Genomic DNA, 25,477 nt, shown 5'->3' on the forward strand with positions numbered 1-25,477 from the left:
GGAACTATATGGAGATTCAACGAATTCAACTGAATCAAACGGCTTACGTGGATACCTATTTATTGCACCAATCCAAAGAGTACAATGTCGGCAAGAAACGACCGCTAGTGATCGTCTGTCCAGGCGGCGGCTACGCCTTTACCAGTGATCGAGAGGCGGAAGTCATTGCCTTGAAATTCAATAGTATCGGGCTAAATAGCGTTGTTTTATGGTACACCACCGGTGATCAGGTGAAAAACGTTCCCCACAATGCCTTGATGGAAGCCGCCCAAACCGTCAAAATCATTCGTGAGCATGCTCACGAATGGTTGGTGGATGAGGATCAAATCATCGTTTGCGGTTTTTCAGCAGGCGGACATCTAGCATTACAGTTAGCGACGCGCTGGCACGATGCTGAGCTGGCAGAAGTGTTGGGCGTCAGCAGTGACTTACTGAAAGTGAATTTGGCGATCGCTGGCTACCCATTGGTTTATCAAGAGCATGCTGTCCCAATCGATGAGCTAGGCTTTGCCGCTCGTTTAATCGAAACACCTTTAACTGCCAACGAGCGCTTTTTTGGGAGTAAACAACCGACGGAAGAAGCCATTCAATCCATGAACATTTTGCATCATGTCGATCAGTGGACACCTCCGATGTTTCTCTGGCATACGACGGAAGACGTCTTAGTCGATGTGGCGCACTCGTTGAAGTTGGCGGTCAAATTAAGAGAAGCAGAAATTCCATTCGAACTGCATATTTTTGAAAAAGGCGAACACGGACTGGCATTAGCGGATCGAACAACGGCACGCAAGTCAAGTCACCTCAATGCCCATGTCGCCAAATGGTTTGAGCTGTGCGAAGGCTGGCTCAGTAGTTATATTGATTAATAACCGCCAGTGCACAACTTGTGCCGATGAAAGGAGAGCTCCACCGTGAAAATCACCGTAAACCAAAACAAACGCACCTTATTGCGAGACGGACAGCATTTCTTTTATTTAGCCGATACTTGCTGGAGTGCTTTTACTAGTATTCAAGAAAATGACTGGATCACCTACTTAGACAAACGCAAAGAGCAGGGATTCAACACCCTTCAAATCAATGTGTTACCGCAATGGGATCGCAGCCGTGGTCAATTTGACTGCTTGCCGTTTCCCCTTGATGCGGGTGTCTTTGATTTTACGGTTTGGGAGGATGCCTATTTCGAACGGGCTCAGCGTCTTTGTAAAATTGCCGATGAGAAAGGCTTTACTTTAGCATTGGTTGTCTTGTGGTCAAACTATGTCGCTGGCACTTGGGCTAGCCAGTTGGACAAAGAACGCAACGTGTTGCCGGAGGATTGCCGCCAGGCCTACTATCAAAAAGTGATTAAGACGTTTGATGCCTTCCATCCGATCTACTTTATTGGTGGCGATACGGACTTCCCAACACAGCCAACCATCGATACGTATCTAGAAGCCTTTGTTTTCTTTGAAAAGCATTCGCCCAATACCTTGAAAACGATTCATATCAAGGGACGTTTTGAAGAAATCCCTGAACCTATCGTCGAACATTTGGACTTATTTTTATACCAATCAGGTCATAACAGCGCCTTTTTGAATATGCCTTATTATTTGGCAGAGCGTTTTTATCAACGAGAACCGCAACTGCCGATCATCAACTCAGAACCTTGCTATGAACAAATGGGCTATGCCCGTCACGTATACGGTCGATTTGGTCAAAAAGATGTCCGCAAAGCAGCATGGCAATCATTGTTAGCCGGCGGCTCGGCTGGGATCACGTACGGTGCCCACGGCATCTGGAGTTGGCAAACCCCGACGGCAACCTTTGCGGAAGAAATCGGGGAAGCGTTTGATCGTCCGATGATTTGGCCAGAAGCTTTGTCTTTTCCTGGGGCAGATGATTATGGCTTTATCAAGCAATTATTTGAATTATTAAATATTCAGGAGCTTGTGCCTTGCCAAGAGCGCTTGATCGATGCAGATGAACAGATTCGTATGGCAGCTATCGCAGGAAGGAAGGATGCCTTGCTTTACTTGCCAAGCAATACAACAGTTCGCCTGCAAGGAGATCTTTCTACAGCGACCGTCACATTGATCGATTTGAACACCAATCGTTTCTTGAAACCAAAACTGACAGTTACTGATGGTATCACTGTTTTCCATCCCCACAATTGTCACGAAGATGTATTGTTCGTCATCCAAATAAAGGAGTGAAAAGAAAATGGATAAATATATGGATAAGGTATTAGTATTTGCAGATAAAATCTCCAACAATCGGTATTTAAAGGCAATTTCAAACGGGTTGATGGCGACGCTGCCGATCAACATTATTGGCTCGATCGCCTTGTTGTTAGCAGTTTTGCCGATTCAAGGGTGGACAGATTTTATCAACTCGATCAATATTGGCGGTTATTTTTCCGTCGGTTACAGTATGACCGTTGGGGTTATCTCAGTGTACGCTTCCTTTCTTGTCGGTCACCGTTTAGCGACAGAATTTAAGCAGTCGGCAGTCCCTGCCGGCATCGTTTCGTTGTTTGCCTTTTTGATGATGACGCCAATGGTCACCTTGGAGGAAACAACGACCCTCGACATGAGCAAACTCGGCGCTCAAGGCTTGTTTACCGCTATGATCTGCGGCTTAGTTTTTGCTCGTTTGTACTGCTTTATTTTAGAAAAAAATATCGCCATCAAAATGCCAGCAGGCGTGCCGCAATTTGTGACGGATACCTTCGCCGGTTTGATTCCAGCAATTATTTCTGGGTTTACCGCGATCGTCATTAGCTGGGCATTCAGTTTTACTTCTTATGGCTCATTCTCAGATTTCATCTATCAAATCTTGGCAATGCCGCTGCAAAGCTTGTCTTCTAGTGTCGGTTCGTTGTTATTTATTGTACTGATCCAAATGGTGCTATGGTTCTTCGGTATCCATGGTTCGTTGGTGGTGGGTAGCTTTGTCACCGCTTTGTACTTACCAATGGATGTAGAAAATATGGATGCTTTAGCTAGCGGTGTTGCTCGTTCCGAGCTGCCAAATATTTTGAGCAAGTCGTTTTATGATTTGTTTGCTGGTATTGGTGGGGCTGGGGGAACATTGTCATTGATTATCGTTATTTTGCTGTTGGCGAAATCAAAACAATCACGGACAGTCGCTAACCTAAGTGCCGTTCCTGGATTGTTCACCATTAATGAGCCGGTGATTTTTGGCTTACCGCTGATTTTGAATCCAATCATGGCGATTCCGTTCATATTAACACCATTGGTTCAAGTGCTTGTGGCGTACCTAGCGATCTGGAGTGGGATCGTTCCACGACTTAGTGGCGTACAAGTTCCCTTTGGCACACCGATTTTTCTAAATGGGTTTCTAGCTGGAGGCTGGCAGGTCGCAGTTCTACAAGTCGTTTGCGTTTTGGCAGGCTGCTTGCTGTACATTCCTTTTGTCAAAATATTAGATAAAGGAAAATTAAAAACGGAAGCAGAAGCAGCGCAAGCGGAGGGTCACCCACAAACTGAAAGTATCGATGCAACGGGGGAAACGGTTTAAAAGAAACCGATTTTATGATGACAAGCCAATGAGTTAGTGCTATAGTTAAAGAAAGAAAACCCACGTGGATTGTTACTGACTCGATCAGGCAAGACCTAAATAAGAAAGCGCTATTCTCGTTTTAGCAGCGGCTCTTATTTAGGTTTTTTGTTTTTTATCGGAGATTTTTCAGTAACCAGCTAGGTAGGTTTATCAAAAGAAAACAAAAGGAGAACGAGCAAATGGCAAAATTTCCAGAAAATTTCTTATGGGGCGGCGCGACCGCAGCGAATCAATTAGAAGGGGCGTTCGATCGCGATGGCAAAGGATTGTCAGTGGCGGATGCAATGCCTGGCGGCAAACAGCGTTTAGCGATTTTAGGTAGTGATACGTTTGATTGGACGATCGATGAGGACAAATACACTTATCCAAATCATCGCGGGATCGACCATTATGACCGTTTCAAAGAAGACATTGCGTTGTTTGCAGAGATGGGCTTCAAGAGCTATCGTTTTTCTATCGCTTGGACACGTATCTTTCCAAAAGGCGATGAAACGACACCAAACGAAGCTGGGCTAGCATTTTACGATGCGCTGATCGATGAATGTTTGAAATACGGGATCGAGCCAGTGGTTACGATCTCCCACTATGAAATGCCTTTGCATTTAGCCAAAGAATACGGTGGCTGGAAAAATCGAGCATTGATCGATTTCTATGAGCGTTTTGCAAAAGTCGTCTTGGAACGGTTCCACAGCAAAGTCAAATACTGGATGACCTTCAATGAGATCAACTCTGCTTTCCATTTCTCTGCATTGAGTCAAGGAATGGTCAACAGCACGGGTGCCAGCGACTTTACAAACGTGATCCAAGCGTGGCACAACCAATTTGTTGCCAGCAGTAAAGCAGTCAAAATCGGCCATGAATTAAACCCAGAGTTACAGATCGGTTGTATGATCATTTATGCAACGACTTACAGCATTGATGCGAACCCAGTCAACCAAGTGGCGACGATGATCCATAATCAAGCCTTCAACTACTACTGTGCCGACGTGCAGGTACGTGGAAAATACCCATCCTTTACGGATCGTTTGTACAAAGAACACGGCGTCAATAAAGAGGATCTTGAGATTACCGAAGAAGACTTAGCCTTGATTGCTGAACATACTGTTGACTATGTTGGCTTCAGCTACTACATGTCTTCTGCCGTGGATATCACCACAGAAGAAGCCGATGAAGTGCAAGGAAACTTGTTAGGCGGCGTCCGCAATCCATTCTTAGAAGCAAGTGAATGGGGCTGGCAAATCGACCCAGAAGGGCTGCGCATCGCGTTGAATGAATTGTATGATCGTTATCAAAAACCGTTGTTTATCGTGGAAAACGGCTTAGGAGCCATTGATACCTTTAACGAAGAAGGTAAGATCGAAGATGACTATCGTATCGATTACTTGCGCCGCCACATTGAAGCAATGGGGGAAGCGATTGCTGATGGCGTAGACTTGATCGGCTACACGCCATGGGGCTGTATCGACCTTGTCAGTGCTTCAACAGGCGAAATGAGCAAACGCTATGGCTTTATCTATGTTGACTTTGATGACGAAGGCAACGGCACGATGGATCGTTCCAAGAAAAAATCCTTCGATTGGTACAAACAAGTTATTGCAACAAACGGAGAAGAGTTGGCCTAAGTGTTTCGTTAGACTCACGGATGACGCAGGATCCGTTATAAAAGAAAACCGATCAACGGTGCTCCTATACTGGCGCATCGTTGATCGGTTTTTTGTGATATTTGGGTTTAACGGGTATGTTCATAGCTGTCTCGTAACAAAGATTGGAGTTGTTTTTCTGATACAGAGCCATCTAGTAATGCGGTGAGCCAATGGTTTTTATTCATGTGATAAGCGGGTAAATAGCCGTGACTTTGATTGATGATCGAAACCATTTCGGGCGCTGCTTTGACATCTAAAATCTCGATCATTCCCGTTCCTTCCAGGCCTAATTTCTGCTTTTCTACAGTCATCAGCAAGCCAAACCATTTGCCGCTTTTACGGTGCCGCAAGACTTGGTACTCGGGAAACTTTGCAAATGGATGGTCGATCTGAACATCATTGAAGGTCTGAGCGAATGCGATCAGACGGTTTTTAAGATCCATGGGTATCCCTGCCTTTTTATTCATTCAACTCCAGTATACTGTATTTTTGCCAATATTTCGCTGGAAAAGGAGATTGGGCTCTTTGGTTTAATGAGCCGTATCACCTGCTGCATCGATAGTAATAAATAAGGTAAAGTAGCAGGCGGTTTATTTTCTCAATTTGACACTCAGCTTTCGGCATTACTTGTCATTACATTCGATTACGATATAATGTTCTTACAGAGTAATTACAAAAACAGAGAGAGGAGTGCAACGATGATTACGAAAACAAGAAAACAAGGGAATTCCATTATGTTGACGGTGCCCAAAGACTTTGGTATTCCCAATGGTGTGGAAGTAGAAGCAAAGCTAGTAGAAAATGGAATCTTGTATGAATTTATTGAACCGGTAAAACCATTCGATGATTTCAGTGAAGATATCTTGACTGATATTATTAATGAGGGATACGAACACGAAGATATTTTATCCGAATTTAAAGCGCGTAAGAGTAAGATGATTTCTTCATTTAAGACAATTGCAAAGGATACTGCTACCGACGGGAAAGCAATGACCAAAGAGGAGTTGGCAACTGAAATTGGCTTATGAGGTGATTCCATCTAGACAAGTAGTGAATTATTTAAAAAAGTTGAAGGAGAAACCGCTGAAACAAAAGTTTCTTCATGTCATTTATGATGAAATAGCTGTCGAACCGTATAGCGGCGATCAAAAAAACTGGCGATTTAGCTGGAATCTGGTCGAAGGGTTTTAAGTATGCAGGGACAACCTGTCGTATTGCTTATGATGTGATCGATGACCAAGTGATTCCAGTCTTGTTATGTGGCACCCATGAGAATTTTTATGAACAGTTAAAGCAGTTAATGAAATAACTGGGGACCCGAATCGAAGAGTTGCGCGTAGGCGGACTCTTTTTTTGATTTCTATTAAAAAGTACAATAAGTGAAAGGTTCTAAGAAATGGATGCCTATGCTAAGATAGAAGAAACCGGCAGCGTAAATAAGCAAGTGAGGTGGTCGCTATGAAAACGACAAGTCAAGTATACATTCGTTTAAATGAACATCTATTTAAATGCAAAAAATACGATTTGAATTTTTTGATAACAAAACTTTTAATTGAGCGAATCGATGAATTTCCTGCGATCTATATTGAAGAAATCGCCTATGCTGCACAGACGACCCCTGCCAGTATCACTAAATTTTGTAAGAAACTTGGTTATGCTAGTTTTAAAGAAATGCGTAATGACCTCACGATTTATTTTGAACAAGAATACCATTTAGCAAATACGATGTTTGAAGGGATGCTAGCGAATCTCGATACAAAGAGTAAAGTATCTGAAATGGTTGACCAATTTTTAGCCCGAGAGTACATGGTCCAAAAACAGATTTTTGACCAATTTGATCAACACCAATGCACACGGATCGCAGAAGAAATGAAACGAAAAAAACGAGTGGCGATTTTGGGTAACAGCTATTCTTTTTCGGTTGTTAATCTCCTGCGGGAACTGCTTAGTCAAATGGGCTATATCGTTTTTGAAGTAAACCGTAATGCGGAAGATCAGCTGATTGATCAAGTATTGCGGGAAACAGATATTTGTTTTGTGATCAATCTAACCGGCAGCTGGATCGATAAAAAGGCCTATTTGCTTGAAAAAACGGCCTGTCAGAAAGTTTTATTGACGTTCAGCGAGCAAGCCGCTCAAAGTAATCTCTTTGAAGAGCGTGTCTTGTTTAAAGAGGTCGTTCCATTGATGTCATCGAATTATTACTCGCAAAAAGTGCTTCATCTATGGATGATTTTTATGATTATGAATATGAGAAAAGAGTAAACGTAAAAAGCTATTTTCCATTTTTGGAAAATAGCTTTTATTGTTTCCTTATGAGAAAGCGCTTATATTCAAGTTAAGATATATCTTAAAAAATTTAGGAGGATTTACTGATGGATAAATTAATGCAATTTATTGAAACCAAAGTGATGCCGCCAATGATGAAACTTTCTAATCAACGTCACTTGAGTGCTGTTCGCGATGGATTGATCGCAACGATTCCAATCACAGTGATCGGATCGATCTTTTTATTGATACCGTACATTCCATGGCCTCAATCCTATGTATCGTTTATGGGCAATCATCCCGACTTAGTGGCAAAACTGATCATTCCCTTCAATATGAGTATGGGACTGCTTTCGATCTATGCAGCTTTTGGCATCGGCGCACGATTAGCGCAAAGCTACCAACTGGATAGTTTGGCAGGGGGCGTTTCTGCAATTTTTACCTTTTTTACTACATTGACCTTCACTTCTTTAGATGAAGGAACGTTTATCTCTACGCAATATCTTGGAGGAGAAGGCATGTTCGCCAGTATTTTGACCGCTATATTAGCAGTCGAGTGCATGCGCCTTTGTAAAAAATACAATATCGGGTTTAAACTGCCAGAGCAAGTCCCTACGAATGTCAGCAGCAGTTTTGAAGTGATTATTCCCGTGTTTTTTTCAATGACGATCGTTTGGATCATTGTTCACTTGATCGGCTTTGACATCAATGCCCTGATTGCAAGTTTGATCACACCCTTATTAAGTGTTTCTTCCAACTCGTTAGCAGCACCCTTGGTCTATGTAGGATTGACTTGTATCATGTGGCTATTCGGGATTCATCCGCAAATATTAGCGACGGTGATGTTGCCGATCTGGCTAGTCAATTCTGAAGCAAATATGGCAGCAGCACAAGCCGGACAAGCGATTCCTAATCTGGGGGTACAGCCGTTTATCTTTACTTTCTTATGGATCGGCGGTGGCGGAGGAACCTTAGCACTTTGCGCAATGATGTGTTTCTCCAAATCAAAATTTTTAAAACAACTTGGTCGTCTCAGCTTTATTCCTGGGGTCTTCAACATCAATGAGCCACTGTTGTTTGGGTTGCCGATCGTTTTGAATCCAGCACTGGCGATTCCCTTTGTCGTGGCACCAATCGTGACCACTTTCGTGACTTATTTCGCGTTTGTGTCCAATCTTGTTCCCGGAATGGCGTATCCATTAGCGGCTGTGTGGACGGTTCCGAGTATTTTTTCAGCAGTGATCGCAACAGCCAGCATTCGCGGTGCTGTCTTAGTAGTGGTGAATTTCTTGATTTATTTGGGTATTTATTATCCTTTCTTCAAGGCCTACGAGCGCAAATTAGTGCTTGAAGAAGGTCAAACCGAAGCATAAGTCTATGAGATGAGCAATCAAATTTTGAGAAGAGGAGCAATGACATGAAGAAAAATAAGAATCAATTTCCTGCCGATTTTTATTGGGGAGGTGCAGTTGCCGCAAATCAATTAGAAGGGGCCTATCTTGAAGGGGGAAAAGGCTGGAGCGTGGCAGACATCAATCGCTTTCGTAATGATATCGATATAAAAAAGAAAAGCAACAAAGAAATAACGACGGCAGACGTTGAATTTGCTTTAAATGATCAAGAAGGGCGTTACCCCAAACGGGATGGGATCGATTTTTACCATACATTTCGTGAGGATCTGGCACTCTTGGCAGAAACAGGCATGAATTCGTTTCGAACATCTATTAGCTGGGCGAGAATTTTTCCAAAGGGAGACGAACAAACGCCCAACGAAGAAGGGTTGCGCTTTTATGACGAATTGATCGATTGTATCCTTGAAAACGGTATGGAACCCTTGATCACCTTGTCTCATTATGAAATGCCGATCCATTTAGCGATGGCTTATGATGGCTGGTCAAATCGTAAACTGATTGATTTCTTTGTTCATTTTGCGCAAGTCGTATTCAAACGATACCAAGGAAAAGTCAAATATTGGATCTTAGTCAATCAAATGAACTTAATTACCCATGAATCATTTAACCACCTTGGTATTCCCGCTGACCGAGTCGACAATCTGAAGCAAGCTAAGTACCAAGGGGTTCACAATGAATTGGTAGCATGTGCGAGAGCGATCAAAGTAGGGAAAGAAATTGATCCTTCTTTTCAAATTGGTATGATGTCTTATTATGGCAATGTTTATCCAGCTACTTGTAAACCGTTGGATGTTCTGAGTGCTCTCAAAAATAATCAAATGGAATATTATTATTCAGATGTACTTGCGCGGGGAACTTATCCGAATTATGCCTATCGCTTTTTTGAAGAAAACGGCATCGAGATTCAATTTGGGGAAAACGATGAAGCGGACTTCAAGCATACGGTCGATTTTGTTTCTTTCTCCTATTACTACACGCGAATCATTCATAGTGAAAACTACGGGAAAGAAGACGCAGCTTCGCCTAACCCTTATTTAGAAGCCAATGACTGGGGCTGGGCGATTGATCCAATTGGGTTACGGATTGCTTTGAATGAGTATTATGATCGGTACCAATTGCCGATCATGATCACAGAAAATGGTATGGGTTTTTATGAGACATTGAATGAAGAAGGAACGATCGATGATACGTATCGCATTGATTTTCTGAAACAGCACATTGAACAAATGAAAGAAGCAATCTATGATGGCGTAGAACTGATCGGCTACTATCCTTGGGGACCGATCGATCTTGTTAGCTGCTCCTCATCAGAAATGAGCAAGCGGTATGGGTTCATTTACGTGGATCTAGATGATTGGGGCAATGGTTCAGGAAAACGGTACAAAAAAGCCAGCTTTGACTGGTATAAGAAAGTGACGGCTTCTAACGGAGAAGTCCTCGATTAAAAAAAAAAGCGGCAACGACGAAGCAGAAGCTTGATCGTTGCCGCTTTTTTTATAAGAGAGTCAGAAAAGGTAGCCGGCGTCATTAGCGTATCCGTTTCTGATAAAGCATTCGTGCCAAGAACCAGCTCACGACTACGATACCGCCGCACCAGCTAAAGGCACTGATCAAGGTGGTATCTTTCAAGTTTAACAAAAGCCCTCGCAAAGAATGGATGATCGGCGACATTGGTTGGTATTCAGCAAAAATGGCTAACGGGAGCGGCATGGTTTCCGTAGGGACGAAACCAGAGCTTAAGTAGGGCAACAGGGTGATCAAGACAGTAAACAAGGTAGCTGTCTCGGGGCTTTTGGCGATGAGACCAACCAGAACTGAGACCCAAGTAAAAGCGAAGGTGAAGCAAAAGATCAATAGGAAGGCGAGCCCCCAGCCAGCAACTGTGGCTTGAGGGCGAAAACCGATGACCATGGCAACGATCAATACGACCAAGGTACTGATCAAGCTCCGAAGGGTCTCGGCGAAGACATGGCCGTTTAAAAAGGCTGAGTTAGAAATATTCAAGGTCATCAGCCGTTCCACCATGCCGGATTTCAAATCTTCCGTCACCGTTACCCCAACGGAGGAAGCACTTTGGGCGATACATTGGACGAGGACACCGGGAACGACAAAATCGACATAAGAAGTATCGCCGACGTTCATAGCTCCACCAAAAACATAGACGAAGAGGATCATTAAAATCGCTGGGGTCAAAATTCCACTTAGCAGAGTCTCCATACTGCGAATCGATAGCAAGAGATTGCGCTTGAATAAGGTGTTGGTTTCTATAATTGCTTTCATTGGTTTCCTCCTTGGACAAGTGTTAGAAAAATATCCTCTAAAGAAGCATTCTTTTGATTAAAACTGGTGATGGTGATCGGTAGTTGATTGAGTTCCTGCAACAGCGTGAAGGAATGCTGGAAGTCTTGACTGACGGGAAATGCCAGAGAGAGACTGGACTCATTGACTTGCAGCGGAAAATCAGACAGATGCTGACGCACGGTTTGCAAGTGTTCTTTTGTCAATACGCTGATTTCCATCGTTTGCGAAGGGTGCAGTGCTTTGACTTCTGTTGGTGTTCCTTGCAAGATGATTTTCCCTTCATGCAAAATGGCGACTTGGTCTGCTAAAAATTCAGCTTCTTCTAGGTATTGGGTCGTCAGGAAAATCGTTCGTCCTTGAGCGGCGATTTCTTTGATCATGTGCCATGTGGCTAAGCGGTTTTGCGGGTCTAACCCGGTCGTCGGTTCATCTAAAAAGAGCAGGTCAGGTTCGCCGATAAAACTCATGGCGATGTCTAAGCGCCGTCGCATGCCACCAGAATAATTTTTGACGAGTCTGTTGCTGGCATCCACCAAATCAAAACGCTCTAACAACTGTTGGACGATCAACTGTTTGTTTTTGACATGGCGCAAGGCAGCAATCATCAGCAAGTTTTCTCGTCCGGTTAGTTCTTGATCGACGGCGGAAAATTGCCCCGTCAGACTGATTTTTTCGCGAATCGCTGCTGGATCTTTAGTCAAGTCGATCCCGGCGATCAGCGCGGTTCCTTGATCAAAAGGCAGGATAGTGGACAAAATTTTGACTAAAGTGGTTTTTCCAGCGCCGTTTGATCCTAGTAAGACAAATACTTCGCCAGGAGTGACGTCAAAAGTGACCTCTTTCAAAACGGTTTTGTCTTTGAAACTTTTTTGTAAATGTTTCACGTGAAGCATTTTCTTTTTTACATGGGTATCCATAGCTTTTCCCTCGTTTCTATAAGATAATTCAACTATAAAGGCTCTTCGGGAAAAGCAACTGCTTATTTCAATATATTGAAAAAGAAGGTGAAAAAATGAACAATTATGGTGCGACAGTGAAAGAGCTTCGCAAAAGCAAAGGCTTACTATTGAAGGAATTAGTGGACGAACAATTGTCGATGTCTTTGTTATCGCAATTTGAAAATGGCAAAACGACGATTTCCTGCGAACGATTTCATCGTTTGCTAGATAAACTAGAAGTGAGTTTTGCCGAATTTCAACTGCTGCATACGGGGGAGCATCATTCGGAGGCTCAAAAGCTAATGGTCGACTATGTCCGTTCGATGGGGATCGAATCTATTGATGAAGTACCTAAACTAAAAAAGAAATATCAAAAGCTGACCGCCTACTTTCAACGACATTACTCCTTGGAGCTGGACCACTTCTTACAACTGATCCGTTTTGACTACTTGATGAAAGAGGAGCTTTTTAAAGGGGTGCCCATCCAGGAGGCGTACCCGAAACACAATTATTGTTTGGACTCTGCGAAACATTACTTGCTGAATACCGATACATGGGGTGTTTATGAGCTGCGGCTATTTGCCCGCGTAGCAGTTTCGATGGAGCCAGCTTTGCTTTGGCGCTGTTTGACGATCGCCATCAAAAAGAGTCAGCGCTTTGCAAAAATCCCCGGCAACAAAGATATTCTATACAACACGTTTGAGACGGTGTTTTCCGTCTTTGCTGTTTTTGATGAGGTGGATTATGCGGAAAAGACCTTTCATTTATGGCGAGATCATGTTTATGAAAAAGAACACATTGAGCAAGCGATCTTTATGCCGTTTTTTGAAGGCTGGACATGTCTATTAAAACAAAACAAGCCAAAAGCGGCGGACTTAATGCAACAAACGTTAGATCAATTGGAAAGATTAGGGATGAAGACCACGTTTTCCATGTATCAATCATTAAGCACGTTTGTTTTAAAGGAGGATTTCCCGGGAATTTTATTGAGTGATCCTTTGCTTTCTGAGGGAACTCGTTACGGGTGGGAAGAGCCCTAAAAAGCTATATTCCGCTGATGAAAGCGCCTTATGTTTAAGAATCGGAGAGGAAGTGATTAAAAATCAGTAAATGCAAGCAATTTGCTTCTTTTTTACTGATTAGAGGAGTATATTCGAAGTTGGAATTTTTCTTTCTTTAGAATTATTTTAATGCACTTTTTTATGAAATAGGAGGATGTAGGATGGATATTGTGACACTAGCGCGAATCCAGTTTGCGATGACGACGATTTTTCACTTTTTCTTTGTACCGTTTTCGATCGGAACTGGTGTCGTCGTTGCAATTATGGAGACACTTTATGTGATCAAAAAAGATGAAAAATATCGCCGGATGACGAAGTTTTGGGGAAATATTTTTCTATTAAGTTTTGCTGTCGGGGTCGTGACAGGGATCATTCAAGAATTTCAATTTGGGATGAACTGGTCAGACTATTCTCGTTTTGTCGGGGATATTTTTGGTGCGCCCTTGGCTTTGGAGGCTTTGTTGGCGTTCTTCTTAGAATCGACGTTCTTAGGACTGTGGATCTTTACATGGGATCGGGTCAGTCCGAAGCTGCACGCCACCTTTTTCTGGTTGGTGACGCTTGGTTCGATGCTATCGGCGTTTTGGATCTTAGCTGCCAATAGTTTTATGCAGCATCCAGTGGGGTATACCTTGAACAATGGCCGGGCAGAAATGACTGACTTCGGTGCTTTATTGGCAAATCCACAAGTGTGGTATGAGTTTTTACACGTGATCACCGCAGCCATCACGATGGGCGGAATCATTGTTGCTGGTTTATCAGCCTTTCGTCTATTGAAGAAAGACAAAGACATTGACCGCGATTTCTTCAAAAAATCAATGCGGATCGGTTTTGCGGTGGCATTGTTCGGTTCATTCACCGTCTTGCTAGCCGGGGATGAACAAATGAAATACTTGGTTGAAGAACAACCAATGAAATTTGCCGCAATGGAAGGAACTTATGAAGATACCGGGAGTCCTGCGGCTTGGACTGTCGTTGCTTGGGCGAATGAAGCGGAACATCACCAAGTCTTCGGTATTTCGATTCCATATATGTTGAGTATCTTAGCCTTCAATGAACCCTTCGGCTCAATCGATGGGATGGATACGGTCAATCAGCAATTGATTGAAACCTACGGCGACCGCAATTACTACCCGCCGGTCAATACACTCTTTTGGAGCTTCCGAATCATGGCTGGTTTTGGTGCCTTGATGCTGTTGGTTTCTGGTCTGGGGTTGTATTTTACGCGTAAGAAGAAACCGTGGCTCTTTGAAAAACGCTGGTTACTTTGGGTAGTGGCAATCACTTTGTTCACCCCATTTATTGCCAATACAGCTGGTTGGTTGATCACGGAGTTAGGACGTTACCCATGGACGGTTTACGGCTTGTTTACGATCGAAGATAGTGTGTCACCAAACGTTTCCGTGACCTCACTCTTGATTTCAAACATCGTTTACTTCCTCTTGTTCTCTGGCTTAGGCGGAACGATGGTCTATCTTGTGAAACGGGAAATGGATCATGGACCTGAAAAAGAAGCCTTTGGTGAAATCAGCCAAGGAGACAACCAAGATGGGTACGAAGACCCATTTGATAAGGAGGCGTTTGAAGGATGACCGGTCTGCAATTACTATGGTTCACGTTGATTGGGCTTTTATTTTCCGGATTTTTCTTCTTAGAAGGGTTTGACTTTGGTGTGGGGATGTCCGTGCAGACATTGGCCCACAATGAAGAGGAAAAAGACCAGATCGTCAAAACGATCGGGCCTGTCTGGGATGGCAATGAAGTGTGGCTATTGACCGCCGGCGGAGCGATGTTCGCCTCGTTTCCATACTGGTATGCTTCTTTGTTCAGCGGGTTTTATTTGATTTTGTTATTGATCTTAGTCGGGTTGATCATTCGTGGTGTTTCCTTTGAGTTTCGAGCGAACTTCCCGAAAGAACACAAAAATATTTGGAATTGGACGTTGACGATCGGCAGTACGATCGTGCCATTTTTCTTCGGTCTGATGTTTGTCAGCATGATCCAAGGAATGCCTTTGGGGGAAGATGGCAACATGACGGCAACCTTTACGGATTACGTCAATCCATTTTCAATCGTTGGCGGGATCGCGTTGACCTTGTTGTGCTACTTGCACGGATTAAACTATATCGCTTTGAAAACGGAAGGTCCGATTCGGGCACGGGCACGCAACTATGCAAGTATTTTTTATGGCATCCTATATGCAGGCTTAATCGTCTTTGCTGTGATGCTTTACTTCCAAACGGATTTCTTTGAGAATCATTTTGCGACAACGCTTGGTTTGTTGCTTGTGATCGTTGTACTGACACTGATTGCAAATATCGGCGTCTTTAAAGGCAAAGAAATGATGGCTTTCATTGCGAGCGGCTTGACGTTGATCGCTTTGGTGGCATTGATCTTCACAGGGTTATTCCCAAGAGTCTTGATCAGTTCGATCGATTCAAGCTATGACCTGTTGATCGCTGATGCGTCTTCAAGCCGCTACACATTGAAGATCATGAGTTATCTTTCACTGACGATCTTGCCTTTCGTCTTGGCCTATACGGCTTGGAGTTACTATATCTTCCGTAAGCGGATCAGTCATACGGAGGCGTTGGAGGGGTATAAATGATTGATAAACAAATCATGAAGCTCCCAGGAATGAAACAACTTTTAGGGCTGCTTGCGGGACTTTCGTTCCTGCAGGCGCTCTTCATTATTGGGCAGGCGTATGGATTGGCACGTGCCATCACTGGCTTATGGGAAGGACGACCATTAGAGGAACAGTGGGGCTGGATTCTGCTGTTCTTTTGTTCGTTTATCGCCCGACAAGCCGTTATCTATTTCCGTTCCAAAAGACTCGATGATTACAGTTACCAGCAAGCCGCCGATCTGCGGGATCAATTGTTGGAGAAATTGTTTCGGGTCGGTCCTCAGATCGCACAACAGCAAGGGACGGGAAATGTAACAACGATGGTCTTGGAAGGGATCAATCAAGTCGAAAACTACTTGAAATTGATTCTTGCCAAAATCATGAATATGTCGATCATTCCTTGGGTCATTTTGGCACTCGTTTTTTATCTGGATTGGGAATCCGGCTTGGTCTTGCTGTTGGTGTTCCCCTTGATCATCATTTTTATGATCATCTTGGGCTATGCCGCGCAAAGCAAAGCGGAAAAACAATACCGGACGTTTCAACTACTGTCCAATCATTTTATCGATTCCCTGCGTGGGATCGACACGCTGAAATTGTTTGGGGTCAGTAAAAAATATGGCAAAAGTATCTTTGCTTCCAGCGAACGGTTTCGGAAAGCGACGATGGCTTCATTAAAAGTCGGTATTTTATCGACCTTCGCCTTAGACTTTTTCACGACCTTATCGATTGCCGTCGTGGCAGTCTTGCTAGGCTTGCGGCTGATCAATGAAGGGATCTTGTTGTTTCCAGCGTTAACCATCTTGATTTTAGCACCAGAATACTTCTTGCCGATCCGCGACTTTTCCAGTGATTACCATGCAACCTTAGACGGGAAAAATGCGATGACTGCGGTGACGGAGATCTTGCATCAGCCCGAAGCCCAAGTACCGGCAGTAACGGTGCCTCGTTGGCAGGAAGACGCCCAGTTAACGATCGATCAGCTGACATTTTCCTACGAGGAAAAAGCGGCTTTGACGGATATCAATTTGAACGTGACTGGCTTCAAAAAGATCGGGATCATCGGTCTGAGCGGTTCTGGCAAGTCTACCTTGATCAATACCTTGAGTGGCTTTCTCGTGCCAGACAGTGGCGAGATTACTCTCGGAGGGGCCAAAACCACGGCCTTTCGCCAAGCAAGCTGGCAAGAACAGCTGATTTATATTCCGCAAAATCCTTATATCTATCGGTTGACCTTGCAGGAAAATGTCGCGTTTTATCAGCCGACAGCTACCAAAGAAGCCGTACTGAAAGCCATTGAAGTGGCAGGCTTGACTGAGCTTTTAGCGGAGCTGCCGCAAGGGTTGGACACGATGTTAGGAGAAGGGGAACGGCATCTAAGTGGTGGACAAGCCCAACGGATCGCGTTAGCCCGTGCCTTTTTAGACCAGCAACGAAAGATTCTTTTGTTTGATGAACCAACGGCTCATTTGGATATTGAAACCGAAGTGGCCTTAAAGGAACGGATGCTGCCGCTGATGGAAAACCGGTTAGTCTTTTTTGCAACCCATCGCTTGCACTGGATGGAAGAAATGGATGAAATCATCGTGATGGATCAAGGAAGAATCGTGGAACAAGGAACCTTGGCACAACTGCAGCAAAAGCAAGGTGCTTTTACAGAACTAGTCAATGGAATGAGGAGGGAACAGCTTGAATAAAATCGGCTTATTGCGCTCATTGAAAACTGATACGTGGGTCAAGCCTTTCTTGTCAAAATACAAAAACGTTTTGGCGCTGGCCTTATTCCTAGGCTTCTTGACCTTTTTCTGTGGTGGGGCACTGATGTTTAATTCTGGGTACCTGATTAGCCGCTCGGCATCGATCCCAGAAAACATTCTATTGGTTTACATCCCCATCGTACTGACCCGAGCGTTTGGGATCGGCCGTCCAGTTTTTCGCTATTTGGAACGGTTGACCAGTCATAGCTGGGTCTTGCGCATGACTTCTAATTTACGATTGAAACTGTACAACGTAGTAGAAAAAGATGCGATCTTCTTTAAGCAAGCGCATCGCACAGGGGATATCTTGGGCTTATTGGCAGAAGATATCAACCATATTCAAAACCTGTATTTGCGGACGATCTTTCCTACTGTGATCGCTTGGATCTTGTATGCGTTCTTGATCATTGGACTCGGCTATTTTTCTTGGTGGTTTGCTTTGGTCATGCTGCTGCTATTAGGGATCATCGTCTTTGTCTTGCCTCTTTGGTCGGTGATCATCAACGGCGCGCGACAAGAAAAGCAAAAACACATGAAAAACAACTTGTATACGACACTGACGGATAATGTATTAGGGGTTTCTGATTGGGTCTTCTCTCAAAGAGGGAGCGAGTACGTGGCTGCCCATAAGGAACTGGAAACGCAGTTGCGGGCGGTGGATGAACAGATGCTGTCCTTTGATCGCCGGCGTGATTTTCTTTTACAAAGCATCTTTGGGGTGATTGCTGTCGCATTGCTGCTTTGGACCAGCATTCGCTTTCCAGGTAACCACGGAGGAGCAGCCAACTGGATCGCTGCCTTTGTCCTGTGTGTCTTTCCTTTAGTTGATGCATTTGCGCCATTACCGTCAGCTGCTCAAGAAACCAATCGCTACAAAGACTCCATCGATCGCTTCAATGCATTGCCAGAAGAAAATCGCCAAGTCTCCATGGAGCAACCGTCAGTACCTGAAGTGACGGGCCTCGTGTCGATCACAGTCAAGGACTTGCATTTTCAGTATCCTGAAGGCAAAGAAGTGCTTCATGGGCTGGATCTAACGATTCCTGCGCATCAAAAACTAGCGATCCTTGGCCGTAGCGGTTCTGGGAAAAGTACCTTTGCCTCCTTGTTGCGAGGCGATCTGCAACCGACACAAGGGTCGATCACCTTAAATGACGTGCCAGTGACGGCATTGAGTGAGTCGATCAGTGACTTGATCGGTGTCATCAATCAAAGTCCCTATCTTTTCCATACGACCGTCTTGAATAATATTCGGCTAGGCAATGAGTCGGCTTCGGAAGAAGAAGTTTGGCGCGTACTGGAGCAAGTCGGGTTGAAAGAAATGGTGGCAGCTTTGCCTAATGGCTTGGCGACGATGGTGGATGAAGCCGGCTTGCGTTTTTCCGGCGGGGAACGGCATCGTTTGGCATTGGCGCGGATCTTGCTAAAAGACACCCCGATCATCTTATTGGATGAGCCAACCGTCGGCTTAGACCCAATCACGGAACAAGGCGTGCTCGAAACCTTTTTCAAAGTGCTGGAGAACAAAACGATCATTTGGATCACCCACCACTTGCAAGGAATTTCGATGATGGACCGTGTGCTCTTTATTGAAGATGGACAGTTGACCATGAGCGGAACACCTGCCGAATTGGCATCAGAAAACAAACATTTTCAACACTTATTGGCCATTGACCAAGGACGACGATAAAAAAGAGCGTCCATCAATCAGTGATGGACGCTTTTCTTCTCATTGCTGTATGGCTCAGTAATTGCGCTGCAAGAGCAGTTCAGTTAATGAACGAATTTTGGCTTTGCTAGGTGCTTCGGGCAGTAGATCGATGTCGTCTAAGGCTTTTTGCGTGTAGGTGACCGCGAAAGCGCGCGCTTTTTCGACACCACCGTAACGTACGACAAGATCCGCAACTTCTTGGGCTTCTGCCAAGGAGAGTGCTGCTTTTTTGTTCAAATAAGGAGCGAATGCTGCAGGTGCCTGTTCTTTGGCAAATAGCAGTGGTAAGGTATAGACCCCTTGCGCCAAATCTTCTAGAATCGGTTTTTTCAAGGTGCCGCTATCAGAGGTGTAGTCGAGAATATCGTCGAATACTTGAAAGGCGATCCCGATGTTGCGCCCGATCTCACCAGCTCGTTCTTGGTTTTCTGTGTCGAGGCCGCCAAAATGAGCGCCTTCGAGACAAGCGAGCCAAAACAGTTCAGCGGTTTTGCCGTTGATGCTTTGCAGATAGTCGTCAATCGATTCATGGATGTTGTAGCGAGTGTGCATTTGATCAAGCTCACCTAAAAGGAGTCGTTTCATGGCTTGTGCGTTGGTTTTTAAAAACGGGGAGCCATTCATACTTTCGATCAAAAGCTCAAAAAATTGGGTGAACAGAAGATCACCCGTGTAGACCGCGATATCCTTGCCATATTTGGCTTGAACAGTGACTTGACTGCGGCGCAGCGGCGAATCGTCAATAATGTCGTCATGGATCAAAGTGGCCATGTGTAAAATTTCTAGAGAAGCAGCAATTTTTGTTAATTGGTCGGTTTTTTTATAATGGGGATCGCCTAAGTCAGCAAACAAAAAAAAGAGCGCTGGCCGCAGCATTTTTCCACCTGAATAAGTAAAGTCGATCAAAACATCTTGTATCTCTTTGTTACGAACAGTAACGTGTTCTTCAATGATGGAACATACGGTTTTCAATCGTTGTTCGATCGTCGGATAATCGATCCAAAAGTCAAACATAGTATAACCCTTTCTAACAGTCATTCAGCCCTTATTCTAGCGTAAAGGGGCGTGATTGACTAGTTTAATGCACTCACTAAAGGAGGTGGAGTTGTGACGCTACCTGTATTTTTAGAACTTGTCGAATTTAAAGCAAAAACCGCCAGTATTTTGCCATTTTTTATTGGTGTCTGCTACAGCTGGTACAATTATCAAACGATTCATCTTGGCTATGTCTTATTGTATTTCATTGCCATGCTGATTTTCAATATGGCGGTGGATATTTTAGATAACTACAACGATTACCATCATGCCACAGAAGGGCATGATTACAAAGAAAAAACCAATATTATTGGTCGGGAGCAGTTGTCTGTCAAATTGGTTTTTTGGTTGATGGTCTCCATGATCATCCTTTCCGCCGCCATGGGGATCGCCTTGGCAATGGTGGTTGGCTGGCCGCTCTTTTGGATGGGGCTGTATTGTTACCTAGTCGGGATCTTTTATTCCTCTGGTCCACGGCCGCTTTCTAGTTTGCCTTTAGGCGAGTTCTTTTCCGGCTTTACGATGGGCTTTATGATCTCATTGATCTGTGTCTATCTCAATGCCTATCAAACCTTTGAATGGAACATTGCCACGATTGGCAGTATTTTCTTGATCTCATTGCCCAACACATTATGGATCGCCAACTTGATGCTGGCAAACAACATTTGTGATCTGGAAGAGGATGAAAAAAATGAGCGCTATACGCTGGTGCATTACCTTGGTAAAGCCCGTGCGTTGAAATTATTTATCGCGATGAACGTCTTGGCGTTTGTTGCGATCATTGCCTCAGTTGCCCTCAACATTGCGCCTTGGTCACTGGTTCTGACCTTTTTCGCGGCGCCCTTTGTCTGGCAACAGACAAAACGATTTATGCAAAAACAAATCAAAAGAGAGACCTTCATTTGTGCCGTTCGGATCCTTGCGGTCGGAGCATGCGTACAAGTGCTGAGTTTTGCGATTGGTTTGATTTTATAATTTTTACAGCAAAGAAAGGAAGTAAGGAAACATGAAGGAAGTTGTCATTTTAGGAGCAGGGTATGCTGGATTGCGAGCATTGCACGTACTGCAAGGAGCAAAAGAAGCGTTTCACATCACATTGATCGACAAAAACGATTATCATTATGAGGCAACCGATCTTCATGAAGTTGCGGCTGGTACGCAACCAAGAGACCGCATTTGCTATCCCATCAATGATGTCGTTCGTCCCCAAAAGACGAGCTTTGTTCAAAAGGAAGTTGCGTCGATCGATCGTAACCAGCAAGTGATCGTTTTTAAAGATCAATCCACGTGCACGTATGATTATTTGATCGTGGCGTTAGGCTTTGAATCAGAATCATTTGGGATCCCTGGTGTCGAGGAGCATGCGTTGGAAATGGTGGATGTCGACTCCGCAGAAAACATCTATCATCATTTGTTGAAACAAATGAAGGCATACAAAGAAACACAAAATCCTGACTACCTAAAAATCGTTGTCTGCGGTGCTGGTTTTACCGGAATCGAATTGCTAGGTTCATTGGTGGAAAACCGTAAAACCTTTGCGAAAGCAGCAGGCGTCAAGCCAGAAGACATCAAACTGTATTGTGTCGAAGCAGTGACTCGTTTATTACCGATGTTTGATGAAAAACTATCGGATTATGGGATCAAAAATCTCGTTAAATGGGGCGTGAACTTCCTGACTGGTAAACCCATCAAATCAATCAAACCGGGTGTCGTTGTCTATCAAGATGATGCCGATACAGGAGCAACAGCTGAATTATCAGCCAAAACCATCGTTTGGACCACAGGCGTCAGCGGCAGCCATGTGATGGCTGAATCAGACTTTTCTGCTCGTCGGGGTCGCGTGATGGTCAATCAAGACCTAACAGACCCTGATCATAGTAACGTCTATGTTGTCGGTGATGTTTCAGCAGTCATGGACCCAGCGACCAATCGCCCGTATCCAACAACGGCTCAAATCGCTTTGAAGATGGGGCAGCATGCGGGTAAAAATATCTTACGTCAAATGAACGGGGAAAAACCAACAGATTTCCACTTTGAATCATTAGGTTCAGTGGCGTCTATCGGCAATACCCATGCCTTTGGCTTAGTAGGGAAAATGGGCATCAAAGGCTATCCCGCTTCCGTGGTGAAAAAAGCCATTATGGACCGTTCCTTGTACCAAACCGGTGGGGTCAAAGAAGTATTGGCGAAAGGCCGCTTCGACTTTTATCATTGAGCAATAGAGACAGCAGACTGCGAGGGTGACCTCGCAGTTTTTTTTCAAAAAAAGCAGTGGCGGCATCCCGCAGACTACTTTTTTCTCCCAGAAACTGCTATGATAGCCAAAAGAAGAGGACAAAGGAGCAAGGACAATGGCAGAAGGTCAACGAGTGTTACAGGGAATGGGAACGGTGATCACGATTTGGGTGCAGCATGAAACCCCAGAAGTGATCTTAGAGGAAGCAGCGAAAAGAGCCGTGGCCTTTGAACAGCGTTTTAGTGCCAATGACCCTACGTCGGAGTTGATGCAGATCAATCAGCAGGCAGGACAAGGAGCGATCGCCGCCACACCGGAATTGGTTGAATTGATCGCACTAGGGAAAACCCATAGCTTGCCAAAAGATAGCTACTTAAATATTGCCATCGGTCCTTTAGTGCAGGAATGGCGAATCGGGTTTCAAGATGCCCATCTACCAACGCCTGAGAAAATCGCTGAACTGCTGCCAAAGACTGATCCCGCCAAGATCGTTTTGGATGAAACGCTGCAGACCGTTGGGTTAGCTGCCGGCATGAAGCTTGATCTAGGGGCCGTTGCGAAAGGGTATTTTGCTGATTTGTTGATGGCGTATTTCAAGCAGGTCGGTGTCACAGCCGCTTTGATCGATCTTGGGGGCAATGTGGTGACTTACGGCGATGCCCCGAGCCATGCTGATGGCTATTGGCGGATAGGGATCCAAAATCCTTTCTTGCCAAGAGGGAATTTTGTCGCCGCGTTGAAGGTACACAATCAGTCAGTCGTTACATCAGGGATCTATGAACGAACCTATCAGGTAGCGGGCAAGACCTATCATCATATCTTTGATCGAGAAACGGGCTATCCGTTAGAGTCAGCCATTGCCAGTGTCACGATTCTATCCGACAAATCGGTTGATGGAGAGATTTGGACGACCCGCTTATTCGGCAAAGAGCCACAAGCCATCTTGCAGGAGCTGGCGCCGTTAGAAGGGATCACTGGATTAGTCATTACCAAACAAGGTGAATTGATCTATCCGCAAGAATTAGCACGTTTGATCGAAACGCCAACAGCAGAATGAAAGCAAGCAGCGATCACCTAGGAATATAGGTGATCGCTGCTTGTTTTTTTTGTAAAAAAGGAAAGCTAGACGTGGTGCAAAAAGGCCTCGATCAAGGCGGCTTCGCTGTTTGACAATGCCCGTTCGGCTTGGTGGGCAATAAAATAGGTGAGGGACAAGAGTTCCTCTGGCATTGGATAAAGATTAAAAGGGGTCGCGGTCGCTGCTTGTAGCACGCTTTCTGGTACGATCGCAATCCCAAGGTTGTTTTCTGCCAATGCCGCTGCTGTATAAATATTGCTGCTTTCTATGAGAACCGTCGCCTCTACTTTGTATTTTTGCAGCAATTGATCGATTTGGCGCCGAATCGCCGAGCCGCTGGCGGTCAAAATCAATGGACTTTGCAGCAAGTCTTTGACGGCCAATGAATCAGGCGCTAAATACCGCTTCTCTGGTTGATACAGGGAAGAACAAGGCGGAATGATCGCTAGATACCGTTCTTGATTGGTACTGTGGACCGTTAGATTCGGTGCGATCGTCTCAGGATTTTGTCCGATAAAAAAGTCCAGCTGCCCATTCAGCAGGCGTTTTTCATTGTGCTTCGGCAGGTCTTCCCGCAAGAAAAAGTGCACGTTGGGATAGTGTTCATAATACGCAGGCAAAAAGAGCGGCAGCAGGTAAGAACCAAGGCTTGGCAAGATGCCTAAGCGCAAAGAACGAGAACGCTTCTCGGTCGCGGTATACCAAGACAGCCGACTTTTCAATTTGGCAGATTCTGTTTCCAAGGTTTCTAGATATTGATAATAGATTTTACCAGCTTCCGTCAGTTGAAAATGTCCCGGCTGCCGATTGATGATGGGGGTCCCTAGCTCTTGCTCGGCTCGTTTCACGGTTTGCGTCAAGTAAGGCTGTGAAATGTAGAGATCTTTGGCGGCTTTGGTGTAGTTGCTATGCTTTAACAAGGTATCGAGGTATTGCAGCATCAGATGGGAATCTTTAAGTGCCATCGCGTTGTCCTCCTAGTCATTTTTCTCATTATAACAAATTTGTTATCGATGGATAATTAAATAAATATTTCACAAATAAAGAATTCAGCCGTACACTTAATGGGTACTTGGGGAAGATTTTTTTGTTTAGGAAGAAGCCTTTCATCTCAATAGGTCGTAAAAAACAACTTGAGAAACGATTGAAAAAAGAAATCAAAGCCAATGGTCAAAAACTTTTTATTTTTTGTTAAATGTTAAATTATTCACAATTAGGAGAGATGATAATGAAATTGATTGGAATCGTAGGAACCAACTCGACGCGTTCGACCAACCGTCGCTTACTGCAATTTATTCAAAGCCATTTTAGTGACCAAGCGGAGATCGAACTTTGCGAAATCAGTGATCTGCCGGCATTTAATGAACCAGAAGATCGGACGGCACCAGCGGCAGTCCAAGCCTTGTCAGAGAAGATCGAAGCAGCAGATGGGGTAATCATCAGTACACCAGAATACGACCACTCGATCCCAGCGGTGTTAAAAAGCATGATCGAATGGCTTTCTTATACGACGCGGCCTTTGATCGATAAACCAGTGATGATCACGGGTGCTTCTCTTGGTGCATTAGGTTCATCGAGAGCCCAAGCCCACTTGCGTCAGATCTTAGATGCGCCTGAAGTAAAAGCCCGAATCATGCCGAGTGCGGAATTTTTGTTAGGGCATTCCATGCAAGCCTTCGATGAACAAGGAAACTTGATCGATAACGAAAAAGTTGCCGAACTAGAAGACTGTTTCAATGAATTTGTCTTGTTCGTCGAAATCACGAACCGTCTGGTCAGTGAATATTCAACGGCTAAAGAACGAGCAAAGAAATTTTCGTGGGAACAAGCATAAGAAAGAGAGGAAC

The 25,477-nt window shown here is 44.4% G+C and carries 22 protein-coding genes and 1 pseudogene; 18 read left to right on the forward strand and 5 right to left on the reverse strand.

Annotated elements, in window-relative coordinates:
* Nucleotides 1–8: 8 nt before the first annotated feature.
* The 4 genes from IGJ26_RS00320 (at nucleotide 9) to IGJ26_RS00335 (ending at nucleotide 5,183) form a co-directional block, all read left to right on the forward strand.
* On the forward strand, nucleotides 9–866 hold the full coding sequence (locus tag IGJ26_RS00320; protein WP_430599777.1) for an alpha/beta hydrolase: 858 nt from the start codon (nucleotides 9–11) through the stop codon (nucleotides 864–866).
* Between the two features lie 45 nt (nucleotides 867–911).
* Nucleotides 912–2,192: a DUF4038 domain-containing protein gene (locus tag IGJ26_RS00325; RefSeq protein WP_086298929.1), complete on the forward strand. Its 1,281-nt coding sequence runs from the start codon at nucleotides 912–914 to the stop codon at nucleotides 2,190–2,192.
* Between the two features lie 7 nt (nucleotides 2,193–2,199).
* A complete protein-coding gene (locus IGJ26_RS00330) occupies nucleotides 2,200–3,519 on the forward strand; it encodes a PTS sugar transporter subunit IIC (RefSeq protein WP_008376690.1) in 1,320 nt (439 codons plus the stop codon).
* A gap of 221 nt (nucleotides 3,520–3,740) precedes the next feature.
* Nucleotides 3,741–5,183 carry a glycoside hydrolase family 1 protein gene (locus tag IGJ26_RS00335; RefSeq protein ID WP_005226517.1) on the forward strand — a complete coding sequence of 481 codons (1,443 nt, stop codon included), beginning with the start codon at nucleotides 3,741–3,743 and terminating at the stop codon, nucleotides 5,181–5,183.
* Between the two features lie 107 nt (nucleotides 5,184–5,290).
* Here the strand turns inward: IGJ26_RS00335 and IGJ26_RS00340 are convergent, their stop codons facing one another.
* Nucleotides 5,291–5,647, reverse strand: a complete 357-nt coding sequence (locus IGJ26_RS00340; RefSeq protein WP_005232842.1) for an MmcQ/YjbR family DNA-binding protein — start codon at nucleotides 5,645–5,647, stop codon at nucleotides 5,291–5,293.
* A 255-nt stretch (nucleotides 5,648–5,902) separates the two neighbouring features.
* Here IGJ26_RS00340 and IGJ26_RS00345 point away from each other — a divergent pair, with 255 nt between their 5' ends.
* From IGJ26_RS00345 to IGJ26_RS00365, 5 genes and pseudogenes are all read left to right on the forward strand, one after another.
* Entirely contained in the window at nucleotides 5,903–6,232 is a 330-nt protein-coding gene (locus IGJ26_RS00345; RefSeq protein WP_086298932.1) for an AbrB/MazE/SpoVT family DNA-binding domain-containing protein, read from the forward strand.
* A pseudogene (locus tag IGJ26_RS00350) lies at nucleotides 6,222–6,513 on the forward strand (type II toxin-antitoxin system RelE/ParE family toxin). The gene IGJ26_RS00345 and the pseudogene IGJ26_RS00350 overlap by 11 nt, the downstream one beginning before the upstream one ends.
* A gap of 149 nt (nucleotides 6,514–6,662) precedes the next feature.
* Nucleotides 6,663–7,469 (forward strand): MurR/RpiR family transcriptional regulator, encoded by an 807-nt coding sequence (locus IGJ26_RS00355; RefSeq protein ID WP_008376679.1) that lies wholly within the window; start codon nucleotides 6,663–6,665, stop codon nucleotides 7,467–7,469.
* A gap of 110 nt (nucleotides 7,470–7,579) precedes the next feature.
* On the forward strand, nucleotides 7,580–8,845 hold the full coding sequence (locus IGJ26_RS00360) for a PTS sugar transporter subunit IIC (RefSeq protein ID WP_008376678.1): 1,266 nt from the start codon (nucleotides 7,580–7,582) through the stop codon (nucleotides 8,843–8,845).
* A gap of 44 nt (nucleotides 8,846–8,889) precedes the next feature.
* The gene (locus IGJ26_RS00365) at nucleotides 8,890–10,329 is read left to right on the forward strand and encodes a glycoside hydrolase family 1 protein (protein WP_101698730.1); all 1,440 of its coding nucleotides are present in this window, start codon (nucleotides 8,890–8,892) and stop codon (nucleotides 10,327–10,329) included.
* Nucleotides 10,330–10,411: 82 nt separating this feature from the next.
* On the opposite strand, the gene IGJ26_RS00370 is transcribed toward IGJ26_RS00365, so the two are convergent.
* Nucleotides 10,412–11,164: an ABC transporter permease gene (locus IGJ26_RS00370; RefSeq protein WP_430599779.1), complete on the reverse strand. Its 753-nt coding sequence runs from the start codon at nucleotides 11,162–11,164 to the stop codon at nucleotides 10,412–10,414.
* Nucleotides 11,161–12,102 (reverse strand): ABC transporter ATP-binding protein, encoded by a 942-nt coding sequence (locus IGJ26_RS00375; protein ID WP_087664747.1) that lies wholly within the window; start codon nucleotides 12,100–12,102, stop codon nucleotides 11,161–11,163. Before IGJ26_RS00375 ends, IGJ26_RS00370 begins: the two co-directional genes overlap by 4 nt.
* A gap of 95 nt (nucleotides 12,103–12,197) precedes the next feature.
* On the opposite strand from IGJ26_RS00375, the gene IGJ26_RS00380 reads away from it, so the two are divergent.
* From IGJ26_RS00380 to cydC, 5 genes are all read left to right on the forward strand, one after another.
* Nucleotides 12,198–13,163: an Rgg/GadR/MutR family transcriptional regulator gene (locus IGJ26_RS00380; RefSeq protein ID WP_061053539.1), complete on the forward strand. Its 966-nt coding sequence runs from the start codon at nucleotides 12,198–12,200 to the stop codon at nucleotides 13,161–13,163.
* Nucleotides 13,164–13,345: 182 nt separating this feature from the next.
* Complete coding sequence (locus IGJ26_RS00385) at nucleotides 13,346–14,776, forward strand: cytochrome ubiquinol oxidase subunit I (protein ID WP_005232838.1); 1,431 nt, start codon at nucleotides 13,346–13,348, stop codon at nucleotides 14,774–14,776.
* Nucleotides 14,773–15,792, forward strand: a complete 1,020-nt coding sequence (cydB, locus tag IGJ26_RS00390; protein ID WP_005232836.1) for a cytochrome d ubiquinol oxidase subunit II — start codon at nucleotides 14,773–14,775, stop codon at nucleotides 15,790–15,792. Before IGJ26_RS00385 ends, cydB begins: the two co-directional genes overlap by 4 nt.
* Nucleotides 15,789–17,510: a thiol reductant ABC exporter subunit CydD gene (cydD, locus tag IGJ26_RS00395; RefSeq protein WP_074535585.1), complete on the forward strand. Its 1,722-nt coding sequence runs from the start codon at nucleotides 15,789–15,791 to the stop codon at nucleotides 17,508–17,510. The genes cydB and cydD overlap by 4 nt, the downstream gene beginning before the upstream one ends.
* Nucleotides 17,503–19,260, forward strand: a complete 1,758-nt coding sequence (gene cydC, locus IGJ26_RS00400) for a thiol reductant ABC exporter subunit CydC (RefSeq protein ID WP_430599780.1) — start codon at nucleotides 17,503–17,505, stop codon at nucleotides 19,258–19,260. Before cydD ends, cydC begins: the two co-directional genes overlap by 8 nt.
* 54 nt (nucleotides 19,261–19,314) lie before the next feature.
* Here the strand turns inward: cydC and IGJ26_RS00405 are convergent, their stop codons facing one another.
* Nucleotides 19,315–20,295: a polyprenyl synthetase family protein gene (locus tag IGJ26_RS00405; protein WP_005226544.1), complete on the reverse strand. Its 981-nt coding sequence runs from the start codon at nucleotides 20,293–20,295 to the stop codon at nucleotides 19,315–19,317.
* A gap of 93 nt (nucleotides 20,296–20,388) precedes the next feature.
* On the opposite strand from IGJ26_RS00405, the gene IGJ26_RS00410 reads away from it, so the two are divergent.
* From IGJ26_RS00410 to IGJ26_RS00420, 3 genes are all read left to right on the forward strand, one after another.
* Entirely contained in the window at nucleotides 20,389–21,291 is a 903-nt protein-coding gene (locus IGJ26_RS00410) for a prenyltransferase (protein WP_008376658.1), read from the forward strand.
* Between the two features lie 31 nt (nucleotides 21,292–21,322).
* Nucleotides 21,323–22,531 carry an NAD(P)/FAD-dependent oxidoreductase gene (locus IGJ26_RS00415; protein ID WP_005232831.1) on the forward strand — a complete coding sequence of 403 codons (1,209 nt, stop codon included), beginning with the start codon at nucleotides 21,323–21,325 and terminating at the stop codon, nucleotides 22,529–22,531.
* 136 nt (nucleotides 22,532–22,667) lie between these two features.
* On the forward strand, nucleotides 22,668–23,609 hold the full coding sequence (locus IGJ26_RS00420) for an FAD:protein FMN transferase (protein WP_086294334.1): 942 nt from the start codon (nucleotides 22,668–22,670) through the stop codon (nucleotides 23,607–23,609).
* Between the two features lie 65 nt (nucleotides 23,610–23,674).
* Here the strand turns inward: IGJ26_RS00420 and IGJ26_RS00425 are convergent, their stop codons facing one another.
* Nucleotides 23,675–24,595, reverse strand: coding sequence for a LysR family transcriptional regulator (locus IGJ26_RS00425; protein WP_430599781.1), 921 nt, complete (start codon nucleotides 24,593–24,595; stop codon nucleotides 23,675–23,677).
* Nucleotides 24,596–24,858: 263 nt separating this feature from the next.
* On the opposite strand from IGJ26_RS00425, the gene IGJ26_RS00430 reads away from it, so the two are divergent.
* Nucleotides 24,859–25,464 carry an NADPH-dependent FMN reductase gene (locus IGJ26_RS00430; RefSeq protein ID WP_008376652.1) on the forward strand — a complete coding sequence of 202 codons (606 nt, stop codon included), beginning with the start codon at nucleotides 24,859–24,861 and terminating at the stop codon, nucleotides 25,462–25,464.
* The last annotated feature ends 13 nt before the right edge of the window (nucleotides 25,465–25,477 follow it).

This window comes from Enterococcus sp. AZ095a, from assembly GCF_050546735.1.
Taxonomy (GTDB): domain Bacteria; phylum Bacillota; class Bacilli; order Lactobacillales; family Enterococcaceae; genus Enterococcus_D; species Enterococcus_D entomosocium.